The following is a 15,930-nucleotide window of genomic DNA, read 5'->3' as shown; positions in this document are numbered from 1 at the left end:
AATCCGGCGTGGGGACCCAAGCTACTTCTCGGTCGCAAGACCTGGATCCACACGGTCGCCCACGCCGGGCTCTCGGCCCCCAAGGTGCCAGATCGGCAAGAGATAAGATCCACGCCATGCGTGGATGCTCTTGCTGTTGATCTTGACCTTCCAGTCCGCCTTGAGCGCAGGGCACCGGCGTGCGAAGCACGCCGGCTCGCGGCCGGCGGAGCGTTTCTTTGGTTACTTTCTTTGCGCGCAAAGAAAGTGACACCCCCCGCGGTCGCGGAAACAATCCGCCGGGAACACCCGGCGAACCCCATCAATCCTTCCCGCGCGCCATCGCCTGGAACACGCCATCCCGCCGCACCCACAAATGGAACAGCGCCGCCCCCACATGCATCAGCACCGTGGCGAACAACACATACGCCAGCAGGCTGTGCGCATTGCGCAACGCGGCATACAGTGCCGGGGTATGGGGCACGATCGGCGGCAGGTGCAGGCCACCCCACAGCACGATCGGGTAACCGCCGGCCGACAGCATCGCCCAGCCGATCAGCGGCATCGCCAGCATCAGTGCGTACAGCATCCAGTGCGAGGCCTTGGCCGCCATCACCTGCCACACAGGAAGATCCGCCGGCAGCGGCGGTGGGCGATGACGCAGCCGGTTGTACAGGCGCAGCAACACCAGTACGCCGATAGTGATGCCCAATGGGCGGTGCAGGTCGATCAGCATCGGCCGCAGGTGCAGCGAGGCGACCATGGTCACGCCAATGAACAGCATGGCGACGATCATCAGCGCCATGGACCAGTGCAGCACCCGCGCGAGCAGGTTGAAGTGGCCGTTGCCGGTGCTCATCGTGCGGCCTCCTTCCGTTGCTCGACGTTGCCGGTGGCGCGCTCGCGTTCGCGGCGGTTGAAGGACTGCGAATACACGGCCGAGCGGGCCGCCAGGATCGGATCGTCACTGCCACGCACGCCGCTGGGCAGGATCAGCGGATCGAAATTGATCTGCCCACAGGCGCCCTGTTCCTGCGACTGCATGCGGTCCAGGCTGAGTACGCCGGCCACTACCTGGTCACGCGATTCGGGCCACGGTACCGACGGATCATCGATGGCATCGCCAGGCTCGGCGGTGGTCACGACCAGGTTCCAGCGCACCGGGCCGCTGGCCAGGCGCTGCTGCAGTTCCTGGCTGAGGAAATCGACGCTGGCCTGCTTGCGGGTTTCCGCATCCATCTCCACCACCGGCGCCTGCGGCTGCCAGCGCCAGCGCACCGCGCGCTTCTGGCCCTGCGCATTGGTGAACCAGAAGCTGTTGACGCTGTTGAAGGTGGTGTCGGCCCAGCTGCTGGTCCACGGCGCGGTCTTGGCCCACTGCTGGAAAGCCTGCGCACTGGGGTATTTGGCCAGCACCGCGGCCATCTTCTGCGGATCGGGCTTGCCGGTGGCCGGGTCGGGAATGGAGGCGCGGGTCTGCTCGTAGAACGCCTCGGCGCTGGGTACGGCGAAGAACGGGAAGCTGTTCATCGCCATGCGCCATTCCTGGCCATCATCGCTGACCATCTGCACCGCGAGGCTGCGCACGCGTGCAGTGTTGTCGGCACCGTAGGGGTCGCCGCCGCCGATCGACAACCGGCCCATCACCGGCACGCGGCGCTGCGAGAACACCCGTGCGCTGGACAGGGTGGGCGCCTGCGCGCTGGGTTCGAACCAGCCGCTCACGCAGATGCCCTTGCTGTGCGCGCGGCGGAAGCCCGGGTGGGCCGGGCCGGTGGCCTCGATGGTGTCGGTGAAGCGCTGCGCGGTCAGGCGGTTTCCAATCCAGCCGGCCAGCCAGGCGAAGGCCAGCGCGACCGCACCCAGAATGAGTGCGATCAGTGCGATCCAGAGCAGGGGGGAATGCTTGCGTGGCGCGCCCGGCGTCTGGCCAGCGCGGGTGTAGCGGAAGAGCGACATGGTCGGAGTCCTGCCTTCACGGAGCGTGTGGGTGGTCGACCCACACATCCTCGCAGAACCCGGCCGGGGCCGAAATTCAATTTTTCGTCAGATTTTCCGGGGACGGGGTGCCGACCAACGGTCGGCACCCACCCGATCAGCTGTAGCGCTGCTTCAGCATCGCCCACGCCGAGCGCAGCGCCAGCGCTTCGCCACCGGCCGGACGGCCCGGGCGCTCGCCGTCGTTCCAGGCATACACATCCAGGTGCGCCCAGCGCTGGCCGTCTTCCAGGAAGCGTTCCAGGTACAGCGCGGCGGTCACCGAGCCGGCCATGCGCGAACCGGCGTTGGCCAGGTCGGCGATGCCGCTGCTCAGGTAACGCAGGTAGGGGCGCCACAGCGGCATGCGCCAGACCGGGTCGCGGGTCGCGTCGCCGGCCTGCAGCCACTGCTGGGCCACGCTGTCGTCGTTGCTGAAGAGCGCCGGTAGATCCGGGCCCAGTGCGATACGTGCGGCACCGGTAAGGGTGGCGAAGTCCAGCACCAGGTCCGGCTTCTGCTCACCGGCGAAGGTCAGCGCATCGCACAGGATCACGCGGCCTTCGGCATCGGTGTTGTCGATCTCCACGCTCAGGCCCTTGCGGGTGGCGATCACTTCGCCCGGGCGGAAGGCATCCGGACCGATCGCGTTTTCCACCGCCGGCACCAGCAGGGTCAGCCGCACCGGCAGCCCGCGCGCCATCACCAAGCCGGCCAGGGCCAGTGCGTGCGCGGCGCCGCCCATGTCCTTCTTCATGTTGCGCATGCCGTCGGCTGGCTTGATGTCCAGCCCGCCGGTATCGAAGCACACGCCCTTGCCCACCAGCACCAATGCCGGATCGGTGTCCTTGCCCCAGCGCAGCACGACCAGGCGCGGCGCACGATGCGAAGCGCGGCCCACGGCGTGGATGGCCGGGAAATTCTGCTTCAGCAGTTCGTCGCCGGTAATCGCCTCGACCTGCGCACCATGTGCATCGGCCAGCGCGCGCGCGGCGTCTTCCAGCTGCTGCGGGCCCATGTCTTCGGTCGGGGTGTTGACCCAGTCGCGCACGCGCAGGCTGGCGGCGATCAGGTCGGCCACCTCGCCGGATGGCGCCGCTACCAGCTGGGCCGGCGCGCGGTTGCGCTTGCGGTAGCGGTCGAAGCGGTAGCTGCCCAGGCCCCAGCCCAGCTGCAGCAGCGCCAGTTCGGCGGCCGGTAGTTCGCTGGCCAGCTGCCACACGCTGCCTTCCGGCAGCGCGTGCGGCGCATGCGCATAGCTGTAGGCATCGGCACGATCACCCACGCCCATCACGGCACCGGCCAGGCCATCGGCGCCCGGCAGCAGTGCCACGCTGTGGGCGCCGGCGTTGAAGCCCTGCGATGCCAGCCACGCCTGCGTGGCAGCCGGCTGGCTGTCCTTCCAGGCGGCGAACTGCTCGCGGTCCAGCACGTACAACGGCAGCGCCGCAGCGGTGTCGGCAGTGAAACCAGTGATCTCGCTCATGCGTCAGGTACTCCGGGGTGCGGCGGCGTCGAGGTTGGCATCCAACCAGTCGGCCAGGCCGGTAAGGGTGTCGAACTGCAGGTCCGGCTGCAGCTGCGGATGGGTCCAGGTGGCTGCGTCGCGGTTGATCCAGCAGCCGCGCAGGCCGGCGGCAATCGCCCCGGCCACGTCCATGTCGGCATGGTCGCCGACGTGCAGCACCTGTGCCGGTGCCACACCCAGGCGGGTGCACGCGGCATGGAAGATGCTGGCTTCGGGCTTGGCCGCGCCGTGTTCGCGCGAACCCAGCTGGAAGGCGAAATGATGGGCCAGGCCGATCCGCTCCAGGTCGGCGTTGCCGTTGCTCAGCGCCGCCACCGGTACCCGTGCGGCAATGCGCGCCAGCGCGTCGATCGCATCGGGATAGCACTCCACCTGGTTGCGCGCGGCGTAGAACACTTCATACGCAGGCTCCAGCAGATCGAGGCTGGCACCGCTGGTGTGCAGTGCTTCGTGCAGGGTCAGCCGGCGCAGCGCACTCAGGTCGTGGTGGAGGTACGGATGGGCGTGGTACAGCCGCTCGCGCAGTTCGCGCATCGCCTCCACCGGATACATCGCGGCGGTAGCGGGGCTGTGTTCGCACATCCAGGCGTGCAGGACCTGTTCGATGCGGGCGCCGATCGGAGCGAACGGCCACAGCGTGTCGTCAAGGTCGAGGGTGATGGCTTGGACGGGGAAATTCACCTCGCCATTCTACCCCTGCCCGCGCGGGCTTTCATGCGACGCGGCGGGCGGGTGGGCACTGTGGCTGGGCCGGGTCAGCGCAGGTTGTACGAGCAGGCGATGGTGGTCTGGCCGTCGAACTGCTGCACGTCCAGGTTGTGCCGCCCAACTTCCTTCGTGTAGGTGCCTGCTACCGGGTCGGACATCTTCGCCAGTGCCGCGACCTGTTCCACACTGGCCGAGCTGAAGTACGCGGTGAAACTGTCGATGCCATCCTCGCCGCTGTCGCCGTCATAGGACTGCAGCCGGTTCACGGGCTGGCCCAGCACCATCAAGGGCGTGGTCAGCCGGAACTCGCCGCTGGATTCGCCGTCCTGCGCCCTTGCCGGGGCCGGTGCCAGCATCCGGGCCATGGCGTCGAACTGCATGGGCGTGAGGTGCCGCTTGCAGGTAACCGCCTCAGCAAGCTGGGTGCGCGCCTGATCGGCAGTCGGCGGCGTCGCGGCGAACGCGGGAGCGGCAATGCAGGCCAAGGCAAGGCAACGCGTGGCGAGAGAGTTCATACGAGCGGATCCATCCGGGTAGGGCGCCATAGTCTGCCACTTCGTCCCTGTTTCTGGTTCCGCCACCTGCGTCCATCCGTTGTTGATGCCGTCACTCCAGCAGGCGTGCCCAGCCCTGCATGCCATCCAGGCGTGCCAGCACCAGCTTGATGCACACCAGCAGCGGCACTGCCAGCAGCAGCCCGATCATGCCCCAGGCCCAGCCGAACACCATCAGCGCCAGGATCAGCACCAGCGGCGACAGCTTCATCCGACGGCCCAGCACGATCGGGGTCACCATCTGCCCTTCCAGGGTGTGCAGGCCCAGGTAGGCGGCGGCCGGCAGCAGGGCCTGCAGCGGGTCGCGGAACTCGACGAAGCCCATCAACAGCATCAATGCCACGCCGATCAGCGGGCCCACGTACGGGGCGAAGTTCAGTAGTGCAGCCACCGTGCCCCACAGCAGTGCTTCCTGCAGGCCGATGCCGAGCAGCATCAGCACGCCGGCGAACACCAGCCCGACCAGGGTGTTGATGACGCTGATGGTCAGCACGTAACGCGAGACCTCCCGTTCGATCGAACGCAGGATGTCGGTGGTGAACCGCTGCTGCTGGCGGTTCGGGAACAGGGCGATCGCTGCGCGCTGCAGGCTCTGCCCGTAGATCATGAAGAACAGGGTCAGCAGCACCACCGCCAGCACCGACGCGGCCAGGCGCGGTGCACGGGTCAGCATGCGGTATGGATCGTCCAGCTGGGTGCGGATCACCTGCACCTTGTGGTTGCTGTCACCGCCGGCCACGCGGGCGAAGTTTTCCGCCGCCTGGTTGGCCTGCTGCACCGGCTTGGTCAGGTCCTGCACCTGCCGGGCCACCTTGCGCAGCTGCTGCGGTGCTTCCTGCGCCCATTCCATCGCCGGACCGATCAACTGCACCGCCAGCGAACCGGTCACGCCCAGCCCGGCGCCGAGGATCAGCAGTGCGCCCAGCGCGCGCGGAATCCACAGCTTCTGCAGCAGGCGCAGGATCGGGTTGCCGACCAGTGCGAAGAACATCGCCAGCAGCACCGGCAGGATGATGTCCTGCGCGGCCCACAGCGTGTAGCCCACCGCCAGGGTGGCCAGGACCACCAGCGACATCGGCCCGCGTGGACGCGACGGGGGCGGCAGCGGCGCCTCCGCACCCTGCGGATCGGCTGGTGACGGGGACAGGAGGGACTCGCTCATCGACGCACCAACCGGGAAGGGGAGCGCATTATCCGCCGGCCGCGATCGGCGCGGCGGAGTGCGTGGATCAACGTTCGGACAGCTCGGTGGCGGCTTCGGCCGGGCGCGGTTCGCACGGTTCCGGTTCGGGTTCCGGGCGGGGGGCAGGTGCCGGCCGTGCGTTGGCGGCGGAGGCCGCCGCCTGTGCCTGTTCGCTGGCATCGTCGGCTTCTTCGGCCGCGTCATCGGCGGTCGCTGCAGCCTGTGCCGCCATCGCCGTGGCGAACGCCGCCTGGGCACTGGCGAACAGGTTCGAGACCGAACCGACCATCTGCAGCCAGCGCGCACCGTTGACCTTGCCGGGCACTTCCAGCTTGCCGGCGATGAAGCCACCGGCCAAGCCGACCACCACGATGCGCAACGGCGACCAGCCCTTTCGCCAGACGTCGCTGAGCGTGGACCAGTGGTCCTGGGTCTCGCCCAGGCGCACGGTCACCACCTGTTCGCAGCGTTTCACCCGCCGCTGCAGCGCGCCGAACTTCATGGCTTGCCCTCGGGCAGCTGCACGCCGGCATCGGGGTCGTCTTCGCTGGGCTCGTCGAACAGGCCCAGGCGTGACAGCTGGCGCCGGGTGGCATGCATGCCGGTGTGGTGGAAGAAGTAGGACACCCGCCAGATCGCGTAGCCGGTGACGGCCAGGCTCAGCAGCGAGGTGATCAGCAGCGCCTGCAGCCAGCTAAGGCCCCAGCTCTGCAGCAGGGCGATGAGGGTGGCCGCCATCAGCAGCCAGGCCGAGGCACCAAATACGATCGCCACGCCGGCCCAGGCCAGCGCACGGCCGAAGGCGCTGCGGGCCAGGGCGAAGTCGGCCGAGGCCAGCCGGCGCAGCGAGCGCACGGTGTGCTTGGCCGAATCGGCGGCGGCACGACCGGCCGCGCCGACCTGGCGGATGCTCTCATCCAGCGGCGGGGTGGCCGCCGGATCAGGGGCTTGCGCGTTGTCTTCGCTCACGCCGCGGCTTACTTGTCGCTGCTGCCGCGGGCCAGCTTGGCGATGATCCAGCCGGCAGCGAAGGCGACGCCGAACGAAGCCAGCGGACGCTCACGGATCAACTCGGCGGCGCTGTCGATCAGGTCCTTGCCCTTGTCCATCAACGCGTCAACCTGTTCCTTGGCAGCGGCACCACCGAATTCGGCGGCGGCCAGACCAGACAGTGCGCTGTCGGACAGTTCGGCCTTGACGTTGGCCTTGCCGATGCGCAGCTCGTCGGTCGCGGCACCGGTTGCGCCCTTGATCGCACCGCCGGCGGCCGTGGCGGCCTGCTTCAGGTGGGAACCGGCTTCACCCAGGTGTTCCTTCAGGTTCTCGGTATTGGTGGGGCTCATCGAATCACTCCTGTTGCGATGGGGGAACGGGTGTCGGCGGTGCCGACCTGGACTGACAGCAATAGCATTGCCGGGGTATAGGGGGTGTTACGGCAGGGCGATCAGCGCATCACGAGCTGGCCCTGCTGCTGGCCATTGTTGCGCAGCACGCGCACCACCAGGGTCGGCGGGCGCTGCTGGAAGTTGGCGCGCCAGCTGGCCAGGTCGGCGAATTCACCCACGGTGGCGTCGGTGATGATGTCGCCCTGCTGCAGGCCGTTGCTGGCCGCGCGGCTGCCACGCTTGACCTCGCTGACCAGCACGCCGCCGACACCCGACTGTCGCAGCGACTCGGGCAGGTCGACGAAGGTGGCACCGGTCAACCGCGGGTCCAGGCTCTCGCCGGTGACCGCACGCGCCTGTTCCTTCAGCGTGGCCTTGATCTGCACGGGCTTGCCTTCGCGGCGTACGTCCAGCGTCATCGGGCTGCCGACCGCAGCCAGGCCTTCCACGTTGTGCAGGGCTTCGGCGCTGTCCACGCGTTGGCCGTTGGCCGAGACCACCACGTCGCCCGGCTTCAACCCGGCCGCGGCGGCCGCCGAACCGGCCAGCACGCGGGTGATCAGCGCACCGCGCGTTTCGCCCAGGCCCAGCCCCTGCGCGATCTGCGCGGTCAGGTTCTGGCTCTCCACGCCCAGCGTGCCGCGTACCACCACGCCGTGCTTGACCAGCTGGTCGACCACGCTGCGCGCCAGGTTGGACGGAATCGCCAGGCCCAGGCCGATGTTGCCGGCCATGCTGCCCTGCGGGTTGAAGCTGGCGGTATTGATGCCGACCAGCTGGCCCTGCAGGTCGACCAGGGCGCCACCGGAATTGCCCGGGTTGATCGACGCATCGGTCTGGATGAAGTTCTGGTAGCCCAGGCCACGGATGCCGCTGCGGCCCACCGCCGAGACGATGCCCGAGGTGACCGTCTGGCTGAAGCCGAACGGGTTGCCGATGGCCACCACGAAGTCACCGACCCGCAGCTGGTCGCTGTTGCCGAGCTTGATGTCGGTCAGGTTCTGCGCCGGGATGCGGATCAGCGCGATGTCGGTATCGCGGTCCGAACCGAGGAACTCGGCCTTCACCGTGCGCCCGTCGGCCAGTGTCACCTGCACGTCATCGGCGTTGTCGATGACATGGTGGTTGGTCAGCACCAGGCCTTCCTTGGCGTCGATGATCACGCCCGAGCCCAGCGATTCGTTGATGCGCTCCTGCGGGATATCCGGGAACAGGCGGCGGAAGAACGGGTCGTTGAAGAACGGGTTGCGCACGCGCACCACCTGCTTGGTGTTGACGCTGACCACGGCCGGCATCGCCTTTTCCAGCATCGGCGCCAGCGAAGGCACCGCCTGTCCGGCCACCGCGGCCGGCAACGCGGCGGTGGTCGGCAGCACCGCTGGCAGCGGTGCTGCATCGGCACGGTTGTCCAGGTGGGCATTGATGCCGGTGGCAACGAAGCCACCGAAGGCGGCGGTGATTGCGAGCGTAAGCAGGGTGGGAAGCGGTCGCATGGTTGTCGGTTCGCTGGCGTGGGTGGGGGCGGTTCGGCCCTACGGTAAAACAAGCTGAATGAGTGTGTCGCGATCTGGATAAATGCGCCATGAAAACCGCAGGCCGCGAAAGGCGAGTGAGGAGGCTGACAGCATGGCTGTGGCGACACCGCACAGGCGACGCCTGCACCACCGAAGACGATCGCCGGGGGCGCCGACACAGACCGATACCTGCGCAGTTCCGCGCAACCGGGTGCCGCAATGCGCCACAGCACGCATCGGATGCCGCGTCCGTGCAACGGCACGCAACGGCCATCTTCGACCACGCGCTTGCTGTGGCGTAGTCCTTAAAAAAAGGGGTTTCCTGTCAACCCGCCGCTTCTGCGGCAGTGGTGGGCTACACCATGGCCGTCGCATCAGATGCGATTGCGGGCGCGTGCCCCGTTCCACGATCGTCAATGTCGGTATAGCATCGCCCCGTTTTGATACTTAAGGCCCCCAGGAGGGCAACATGAGCAACGGTAATGGTGTGTCGGTCGTGACCGACGCCGTCGAGAACGTCAAAGAAGCCGCCACCAACGTTGGCGAGACCATCGCCCACGCCGCCGAAGACGCCGTGAAGTCGGTCAAGAAGACCGTCAAGCGCGCCACCAAGGCGGCCGGTACCCGCGTTGCCAAGGCCAAGAAGGCCGTGGCCAAGGTCGAGAAGACCGTTGCCAAGAAGGCCGACAAGGCCGCCAAGTCGGTCGGCAAGACCGTTGCCAATGCCAAGAAGAAGCTGGAAGCGGCCAAGAAGAACGCCAAGGCCGAAGCCGCTGCCCTGAAGAAGGAAGTGGCCAAGAAGAAGGCCGCTGCAGGCAAGGCTGTGACCAAGAAGGCCGCTGCCGCCAAGAAGGCCACCAAGGCTGCCGGCAAGAAGGTCGCCACCGTGAAGAAGGCCGCCACCAAGAAGGCCGCCGTCGCGAAGAAGACCGTTGCCAAGAAGACCGCGGCCGCCAAGAAGGTGGTCGGCAAGAAGGTCGCCACCGCCAAGAAGGCTGTGGCCAAGAAGACCGTCGCCGCCAAGAAGGTCGCCGGCAAGAAGGCCGTGGCTGCGAAGAAGGTTGTCGGCAAGAAGGTTGCCGCCACCAAGAAGGTCGCCACCAAGAAGACCGCGGCCGCCAAGAAGGTTGTCGGCAAGAAGGCTGCCGTCGCCAAGAAGGTTGTCGGCAAGAAGGCTGCCGTCGCCAAGAAGGCTGTCGGCAAGAAGACCGCCGTCGCCAAGAAGGCGGTGGGCAAGAAGGTTGCCGCCACCCGCAAGACGGTCGCCAGGAAGGCTGCGCCGCTGAAGAAGGTCGCCGCCAAGAAGGCTCCGGCCAAGAAGGCCGTGCGCAAGGTCGCCAAGCGCAAGTAATCGCGCCGTGACCGAAGGCCCTGCCACCCACCGGGTGGTAGGGCCTTTCGCGTTTCTGGGGCGCTACCTGGGGCAAGATGCAGGTTCTTCCCGCCGGAGCCCCGACCATGCGCGGTATCGACTTCAGTTCCTGGCAGGGCGTGCTGTCCACGTTGGCCGGCCTGGTCCTGATCACCCTGCTCGGCGTCGGCATCCGCCTGCTGGTGATGCAGACCCTGCAGCAGCGCCGCGAGCGCGAGAACCGGCAGATCAACGAACGGCTGCGCACGCTGATGGCCGCCTACAAGACCCTGGGCGGTTCGTTCACCGGCGAGCTGGGCGTGGATCCCAGCCATCGTCGCGACCTGCGCCAGCGCGAAGATGCCGACGGCATCGCCGAGCCGCGCTCGGACCGTGCGCGGCGCATTCGCGATGCGGTCGAGGCCGCGCTGTCGGACATCCTGCTGCTGGGCACCGACGAACAGGTGCGGCTGGCCACGCGTGCCGCCAACGAACTGGCACAGGGGCGGCCGGTGCATACCCACGAACTGGTGGTCTCGCTGCGCGACTTCGTGCGCGAAGCGCTGGATCTAGCCCCGATTCCGGCCGATCTGCAGATTCCACCGCAGGGGCCGACCCGGCCCGTTGCCAGTGGTGGCGGCAAGGGCCGTAACGACGGCGATGCCAAGGGCGGCCGTGCAGGCGGTGGCGGTGGTGGTGGAATGGGCGCCGGCATGGGCGGCATGGGCCTCGGTGCCGGCGCCGCACTGGGCGCCGGCCATGCTGCTGCCAGCGATGAAACGGACGCGCGCTGAGCACGTCCGCCGGGTTCAGCGCGTCAGCTCGTAGAGCGGCACGAAGCCGCCGTAGATCATCCGCGCGCCGTCGAAGGGCATCGGATTCTTCGTTGGATCAAACCGCGGGTCCTCCATCATCTTCTTCATGCCGGCATCGCGGGTCGGCTTGTCCGGCCATTCGATCCAGGAAAACACCACCGTCTCATCCGGCGTGGCTTTCACCGCGCCGAAGAAGTCGGTGGTCTTGCCGTGCGGCACGTCATCGCCCCAGCACTCGACCACGCGCAGCGCGCCGTACTCGATGAAAACGGGATCCCCTGTGCGTGCATGGGCGAGGAACTTCTCCTTGTTGGCGGTGGGCACCGCCAGGACGAAACCGTCGATGTAGCTCATTGCCTGCCTCCGGATGGACCGTGCCACATGCACGGCCTTCAGGTACACGACGAACCAGCGCGTAGGGAATCGACATCCCGCGTGCGCCTGTTCAGCCCGGGCCACCCGGGAGCGGGGCCAGCACCGTATCCGGTGGCTGCTGGCCGGCCAGGTGGCGCACGAAGTAGTCCCACATGCGGTGCGTGTAGGTGGCGTCGTTGCGGAACAGTTCGTGGTCCTGCCGGGCCAGGTACAGCAGGTCGTAACTACGCTGGGCCTTGTTCAGGGCCGCGGCCAGCTGCAGGGTCAGCGCCGGTGGCGCGTTCTCGTCCAGTTCGCCATAGACCAGCAGCAGATGCCCGCGCAGGTTGCCGGCCAGTGCCGCATTGTCGAGCCCGGCAAAGGGGGCCGGCACGCCATCGGCCATGGCTGTAGCTGGCACCACGCCACCGAACAGCCGGTCCATGCCGTGCAGGGCGCCGCCGTACATGCCCTGGAAATTGTGGCTGCCGGCCGAGGCCACAGCCACCTTGTAGAACGCCGGGTGGCGCAGCAGTGCACGCGCCGCGCTGTAACCACCGAACGAATGCCCGTAGATGCCGACCCGCTGCAGGTCGATGCCCCGGTAGCGTTCGCCCAGCTGGCGCAGCGCGGCCACATGGTCATCGAGCTGCACATCGGCGCCGTGCAGGAAGCTGCTGTCATGGAATGCCTTGTCGCGGCCGCCGGTGCCGCGGGCATCGATGCTGACCACCACGAAGCCGAGCTCGGCCAGGCTGGCGCGCGATACCGGGTTCTGCGCCGAAACCGCTTCGGCATAGGTCACCGGCGCATTGCTGATGAAGGCACCGCCGTACATCGCGTCGATCACCGGGAAGCTGCCGTCATCGCGATAGTCGCGGGGCAGGTAGACGGTGGCGAAGATCGGCGTGCGCCCGTCGGCGGCCAGCAGCCGTTCGCGCCGCGGCGGCCGCCAGCCAGCAGCGATGATCGCCTGCGCATCCGCAGCCTCCAGCACCATCACTTCGCTGCCATCGTCGCTGGCGCGCAGCACCGTGCGCGGCGGCTGCGCGAGGCTGGACACGGTATCCACCAGATAGCTGCCGCCGGGCGACAGCGCCTGCGGCGCGCGTCCGCCGAACAGCATGCCGGTGCCCGCATCGGCCAGGTGGTCGCTGCCATCGGCGGCCAGGCGCTGCACCGGCCCACCGTGCAGTGCTACCCGGTACAGGCCACGTACGTAGGGATCGCCGCCCTCGACACCGCCAGCACTGAAGTATGCCCAAGCGCCTGCGCTGTCCACCCCGAGCAGGTCACGCACCGCCCACCGGCCGCGGGTGAGCTGGCGCATCACCTTGCCGTCGGACAGGCGCACCCGGTACAGATGGCCCCAGCCATCACGCTGCGAGAACCACACGGCGGTGTCCTGGCCGGGCAGGATCGCAACCGAGGCACGGTTGTAGGAATACAGGCTGAGCTGCAGGCGCGCGTCGCCGGCTTCTTCCAGCACGGTGCGCAGCGCACCGCTGCCGGCATCGATCTCCACCAGGCGCAGCCGTCGCGGCGCGCCGAAGTGCGCGATCGCGGCATACAGCCGGTGGCCGTCCCAGCCCAGCACGCCGGCCTCGCTGAGGGTGTTCCAGCCCTCGGGCAGGGTGATGTCCTGCTGCCGGCCGCTGCGCACATCGACGATGTACAGGCTGTCACGCACCTGCTGTGCATCGCCCAGCAATCCCAGTTTCACCGTGTGCACGCGGGGCCGCGCGCCGCCGGCCGGGGTGCTTTCCAGATAGGGGTAGTCCCGCAGCGCACGTTCGTCGTAGCGGATGCCGGCAACATAGCGTCCATCGGGCGACCAGCCGACGGCGAACGGCCGCGCCGGCATCCGGCCCTGGCTGCGTGGAATACCGCGCAGGGTGAAATCGGGCAATACACCATAGCCATGGCCGGCGACACCGCCGGTGGTCAGCGCCCGCGGTGCCTGTCGGCGTTGCTGCAGCCATAGATTGTGGTCGCGCACCTGCAGCCAGGCCTCGCCGTCGGGTGCGGGCAGTGCATCGGCAGCAGGCATGGCGCCCTGCGTCCGCAGGCACTGCCAACGTGGCCACTGGCAGTCGATGCCGGCTTCACCGCTGAAGCGCAGGCGCAGGCCGTCGGCCAGCACCTGCACATTGACCAACCGCAACCGTTGCCCGTTCACCCCCAGGGCCCCCGCAGCGCTGTCCAGCGCAGCGCGATCGAACAGGATCTGCCGGGAGGCCTGCGCCGGATCGACCAGCACGCCCTCGCGCCGGCCCTGGCCGTCTTCGCGTTCGTACCAGAAGCGGCCATCGGCCAGCCAGTTCGGCAGGAGCGAGGCATTGCGCAGCGCACCGCGCAGGTGGCTGTCGTGCACGCGCTCGGCGCGCTGGTAATCGGAGGGCTGCAACGGCCGAGCCGATGCTGTGGAAAGCACGCCGATGAAGGCGAGGACGGCGGCGCAGAACCGGAACCGCAGCGGGGCAGGTACGTGCAAGGCAACCTCCTGTTGCAAGGGTCAGCGGAATTCGAATGCACGCGCGCCGCGCGCGTATGCCAGACGCAGCCTGAATCAAGCCAAAAAATTCAGCAATGCGAAGACCGCTGTTTTCAGGGAGCGTTGTGGCGAATAACGGAGAATTTACATTCCCGATGCGATGGCGCCCTGGCGCTGCTGCACACCATAAGAAAGTAAAGGTGTACCCCCATGAAGAATTCGCTGATTGCTCTGGCCCTGGCCGCTGCCCTGCCGTTCACCGCTTCGGCTGCTGAGAACCTGTCCTACAACTACGCCGAAGCCGACTACGCCAAGACCGACGTTGAAGGCATCAAGGCCGACGGCTGGGGCGTGAAGGGTTCCTACGGCTTCCTGCCGAACTTCCACGCCTTCGGCGAATACAGCCGCCAGGAAATCGACCACACCAACCTGAAGGTTGACCAGTGGAAGGTCGGTGCCGGCTACAACGTTGAAATCGCTCCGAGCACCGACTTCGTTGCCCGCGTTGCCTACCAGAAGTTCGACCGCAAGCACGGTCTGGACTTCAACGGCTACAGCGCTGAAGCCGGTATCCGCACTGCCTTCGGCGCCCACGCCGAGGTCTACGGCATGGTCGGTTACGAAGACTACGCCAAGAAGCACGGCGTCAATCCGGATGGCCAGTGGTACGGCCGCCTGGGTGGTCAGGTCAAGCTGAACCAGAATTGGGGCCTGAACGGCGAGCTGAAGATGAACCGCCACGGCGACAAGGAATACACCGTCGGCCCGCGCTTCAGCTGGTAATTGCTGCCTCGGCGCGATTGCGCGCTGGAGACGCCCCAACAGGCCCGGCATTTGCCGGGCCTGTTGCGTTTGCGCCGTGGCAAACCGGAATGCTGTCTGACTGGCGGAATGCGCGGGCCAGCCATTGCAAGGAATTGGATTCCGCCGCTGCGGGCACCGACCTACGTTGGATGTCCCATGTTGCCTGGACATGCCGCAATGCCGCTGACCCTTCCGCCTCTGCTGCCTGATCGGCCACGACGCCTGGCGCTGCTGGACCCGCACCCGGTACTGCGGTTGGGCGTGGAAGTGCTGCTGCGCCAGCACGCGGGTGTGCAGGTACGGGTGAGCCTGTCCAGCGAGGCGCACCTGCTGCACCTGCTGGAGCGCAGCCCGACGTGTGTCGACCTGCTGCTGATCGATGCGTTGCCCATGGGCGACCTGGGCGATGGGTTGGCCCTGTTGCACGTGCTGTCGCAGCGCTGGCCGGCACTGCCGGTGCTGGTGCTCTCGGCACACTGCAATGCCAGCACGGTGGCCACCGCGATGCGTGCCGGTGCGCGCGGCTTCCTGTCCAAGTCGACGCCACCGGACGTGCTGCTGCGTGCCATTGATGTGGTCGCCCGGGGAGGGCGCTTCGTGCCACCGGAGCTGCGCGCGGAACTGAACCTGCCGGGCACGCGTGCACGCAGAATGCCGGCCCCGGCACTGGTGCCGTTGAGCCAGCGCGAACGGGAAGTGCTCGGGCTGGTGCTGAAAGGGGTCAGCACCAGCGAAATGGCCCTGCGATCGGGGCGTTCAGCCAGCACGATCAGCTCGCAGAAAACCTCGGCCTACCGCAAGCTCGGCATCCGCGGGGACGGTGACCTGTTCCGCTTCCGCCACCTGCTGGAATGCGGATGAGCGGCGTTACTCGCCCTGGTACTGCTTCTCTTCCACCAGTGCCGAACCGGCCACGCGGTTGATCTCGTTCTTCACCTGCACGCGCTCGCCATTGGTGCCATAGACGCCGCGTGCCAGCTGGATGAATGCATCATCGAACACCTGGGCCGCTTCCTTGTCGCGCAGCTGGTCCTGGATGTCCCACATACGCTCGTTGATCGCCTTCAACTGCTGCTGCAGCGCGGCCAGGGCCGGCTGTGCCTGCAGCTGCTGCTGCAACAGGGGCAGCAGGCCGTCCAGCTCAGTGCGCACGTTGGCCAGCTTGGCGGCATCGTCGATGCGCTCGGCCTTGATCTGGAGAATGGTGATCTTGTCGATCAGCTCGCCGATCGATACCGGGGTCAGGATGGCGTCCACGCGGTTGGTTCCTGGAAACAGGGCGCC

17 protein-coding genes are annotated in these 15,930 nt (G+C 67.6%); 4 read left to right on the top strand and 13 right to left on the bottom strand.

Going from position 1 to position 15,930, the window contains the following annotated elements; translation table 11 throughout:
• Positions 1–301: 301 nt before the first annotated feature.
• The 10 genes from VG556_RS21700 to VG556_RS21655 form a co-directional block, all read right to left on the bottom strand.
• On the bottom strand, positions 302–838 hold the full coding sequence (locus tag VG556_RS21700) for a cytochrome b (RefSeq protein WP_032961466.1): 537 nt from the start codon (positions 836–838) through the stop codon (positions 302–304).
• A complete protein-coding gene (locus VG556_RS21695; RefSeq protein ID WP_032961465.1) occupies positions 835–1,938 on the bottom strand; it encodes a catalase family peroxidase in 1,104 nt (367 codons plus the stop codon). Before VG556_RS21695 ends, VG556_RS21700 begins: the two co-directional genes overlap by 4 nt.
• A 136-nt stretch (positions 1,939–2,074) precedes the next feature.
• A complete protein-coding gene (locus tag VG556_RS21690; protein WP_100449242.1) occupies positions 2,075–3,442 on the bottom strand; it encodes a leucyl aminopeptidase family protein in 1,368 nt (455 codons plus the stop codon).
• Positions 3,443–3,445: 3 nt separating this feature from the next.
• On the bottom strand, positions 3,446–4,165 hold the full coding sequence (locus VG556_RS21685; protein WP_014645647.1) for an HAD family hydrolase: 720 nt from the start codon (positions 4,163–4,165) through the stop codon (positions 3,446–3,448).
• 74 nt (positions 4,166–4,239) lie between these two features.
• Positions 4,240–4,707, bottom strand: coding sequence for a hypothetical protein (locus VG556_RS21680; RefSeq protein ID WP_032961458.1), 468 nt, complete (start codon positions 4,705–4,707; stop codon positions 4,240–4,242).
• Between the two features lie 91 nt (positions 4,708–4,798).
• Positions 4,799–5,908, bottom strand: a complete 1,110-nt coding sequence (locus VG556_RS21675; RefSeq protein ID WP_032961455.1) for an AI-2E family transporter — start codon at positions 5,906–5,908, stop codon at positions 4,799–4,801.
• A 67-nt stretch (positions 5,909–5,975) separates the two neighbouring features.
• Positions 5,976–6,431: a protein sip-5 gene (locus tag VG556_RS21670; RefSeq protein ID WP_100449243.1), complete on the bottom strand. Its 456-nt coding sequence runs from the start codon at positions 6,429–6,431 to the stop codon at positions 5,976–5,978.
• The gene (locus VG556_RS21665; RefSeq protein ID WP_014645651.1) at positions 6,428–6,898 is read right to left on the bottom strand and encodes a phage holin family protein; all 471 of its coding nucleotides are present in this window, start codon (positions 6,896–6,898) and stop codon (positions 6,428–6,430) included. Before VG556_RS21665 ends, VG556_RS21670 begins: the two co-directional genes overlap by 4 nt.
• An 8-nt stretch (positions 6,899–6,906) precedes the next feature.
• Positions 6,907–7,272 (bottom strand): hypothetical protein, encoded by a 366-nt coding sequence (locus tag VG556_RS21660; protein ID WP_004153835.1) that lies wholly within the window; start codon positions 7,270–7,272, stop codon positions 6,907–6,909.
• 101 nt (positions 7,273–7,373) lie between these two features.
• Positions 7,374–8,807, bottom strand: coding sequence for a Do family serine endopeptidase (locus tag VG556_RS21655; protein ID WP_100449244.1), 1,434 nt, complete (start codon positions 8,805–8,807; stop codon positions 7,374–7,376).
• Positions 8,808–9,297: 490 nt separating this feature from the next.
• Here VG556_RS21655 and VG556_RS21650 point away from each other — a divergent pair, with 490 nt between their 5' ends.
• Together VG556_RS21650 and VG556_RS21645 are read left to right on the top strand one after the other, a co-directional pair.
• Positions 9,298–10,179 (top strand): histone, encoded by an 882-nt coding sequence (locus VG556_RS21650; RefSeq protein ID WP_100449245.1) that lies wholly within the window; start codon positions 9,298–9,300, stop codon positions 10,177–10,179.
• 107 nt (positions 10,180–10,286) lie between these two features.
• Positions 10,287–10,973 carry a hypothetical protein gene (locus VG556_RS21645; protein ID WP_014645654.1) on the top strand — a complete coding sequence of 229 codons (687 nt, stop codon included), beginning with the start codon at positions 10,287–10,289 and terminating at the stop codon, positions 10,971–10,973.
• 15 nt (positions 10,974–10,988) lie between these two features.
• On the opposite strand, the gene VG556_RS21640 is transcribed toward VG556_RS21645, so the two are convergent.
• Together VG556_RS21640 and VG556_RS21635 are read right to left on the bottom strand one after the other, a co-directional pair.
• The gene (locus VG556_RS21640; RefSeq protein ID WP_014645655.1) at positions 10,989–11,348 is read right to left on the bottom strand and encodes a DUF1428 domain-containing protein; all 360 of its coding nucleotides are present in this window, start codon (positions 11,346–11,348) and stop codon (positions 10,989–10,991) included.
• Positions 11,349–11,439: 91 nt separating this feature from the next.
• Positions 11,440–13,842, bottom strand: a complete 2,403-nt coding sequence (locus VG556_RS21635; RefSeq protein WP_100449246.1) for a S9 family peptidase — start codon at positions 13,840–13,842, stop codon at positions 11,440–11,442.
• A gap of 210 nt (positions 13,843–14,052) precedes the next feature.
• On the opposite strand from VG556_RS21635, the gene VG556_RS21630 reads away from it, so the two are divergent.
• Both VG556_RS21630 and VG556_RS21625 read left to right on the top strand, forming a co-directional pair.
• Complete coding sequence (locus VG556_RS21630) at positions 14,053–14,625, top strand: Ax21 family protein (RefSeq protein ID WP_014645657.1); 573 nt, start codon at positions 14,053–14,055, stop codon at positions 14,623–14,625.
• 198 nt (positions 14,626–14,823) lie between these two features.
• Positions 14,824–15,507 (top strand): response regulator transcription factor, encoded by a 684-nt coding sequence (locus VG556_RS21625; RefSeq protein WP_032961444.1) that lies wholly within the window; start codon positions 14,824–14,826, stop codon positions 15,505–15,507.
• A 6-nt stretch (positions 15,508–15,513) separates the two neighbouring features.
• Here VG556_RS21625 and VG556_RS21620 read toward each other — a convergent pair whose 3' ends face one another.
• The gene (locus VG556_RS21620) at positions 15,514–15,903 is read right to left on the bottom strand and encodes a DUF6165 family protein (protein ID WP_010486915.1); all 390 of its coding nucleotides are present in this window, start codon (positions 15,901–15,903) and stop codon (positions 15,514–15,516) included.
• Positions 15,904–15,930 lie beyond the last annotated feature (27 nt).

The sequence above is a fragment of the Stenotrophomonas sp. CASM106 genome (genome assembly GCF_049384825.1).
GTDB classification, from domain to species: Bacteria; Pseudomonadota; Gammaproteobacteria; order Xanthomonadales; family Xanthomonadaceae; genus Stenotrophomonas; species Stenotrophomonas muris.
This window is presented reverse-complemented; position numbering and strand designations above follow the sequence as displayed.

Coding starts and splice junctions, on each gene's coding strand:
- VG556_RS21700 (WP_032961466.1), bottom strand. CDS start 838: ATGAGCACCGGCAACGGCCACTTCAACCTGCTCGCGCGGGTGCTGCAC.
- VG556_RS21695 (WP_032961465.1), bottom strand. CDS start 1,938: ATGTCGCTCTTCCGCTACACCCGCGCTGGCCAGACGCCGGGCGCGCCA.
- VG556_RS21690 (WP_100449242.1), bottom strand. CDS start 3,442: ATGAGCGAGATCACTGGTTTCACTGCCGACACCGCTGCGGCGCTGCCG.
- VG556_RS21680 (WP_032961458.1), bottom strand. CDS start 4,707: ATGAACTCTCTCGCCACGCGTTGCCTTGCCTTGGCCTGCATTGCCGCT.
- VG556_RS21675 (WP_032961455.1), bottom strand. CDS start 5,908: ATGAGCGAGTCCCTCCTGTCCCCGTCACCAGCCGATCCGCAGGGTGCG.
- VG556_RS21670 (WP_100449243.1), bottom strand. CDS start 6,431: ATGAAGTTCGGCGCGCTGCAGCGGCGGGTGAAACGCTGCGAACAGGTG.
- VG556_RS21660 (WP_004153835.1), bottom strand. CDS start 7,272: ATGAGCCCCACCAATACCGAGAACCTGAAGGAACACCTGGGTGAAGCC.
- VG556_RS21655 (WP_100449244.1), bottom strand. CDS start 8,807: ATGCGACCGCTTCCCACCCTGCTTACGCTCGCAATCACCGCCGCCTTC.
- VG556_RS21650 (WP_100449245.1), top strand. CDS start 9,298: ATGAGCAACGGTAATGGTGTGTCGGTCGTGACCGACGCCGTCGAGAAC.
- VG556_RS21645 (WP_014645654.1), top strand. CDS start 10,287: ATGCGCGGTATCGACTTCAGTTCCTGGCAGGGCGTGCTGTCCACGTTG.
- VG556_RS21640 (WP_014645655.1), bottom strand. CDS start 11,348: ATGAGCTACATCGACGGTTTCGTCCTGGCGGTGCCCACCGCCAACAAG.
- VG556_RS21630 (WP_014645657.1), top strand. CDS start 14,053: ATGAAGAATTCGCTGATTGCTCTGGCCCTGGCCGCTGCCCTGCCGTTC.
- VG556_RS21625 (WP_032961444.1), top strand. CDS start 14,824: ATGCCGCTGACCCTTCCGCCTCTGCTGCCTGATCGGCCACGACGCCTG.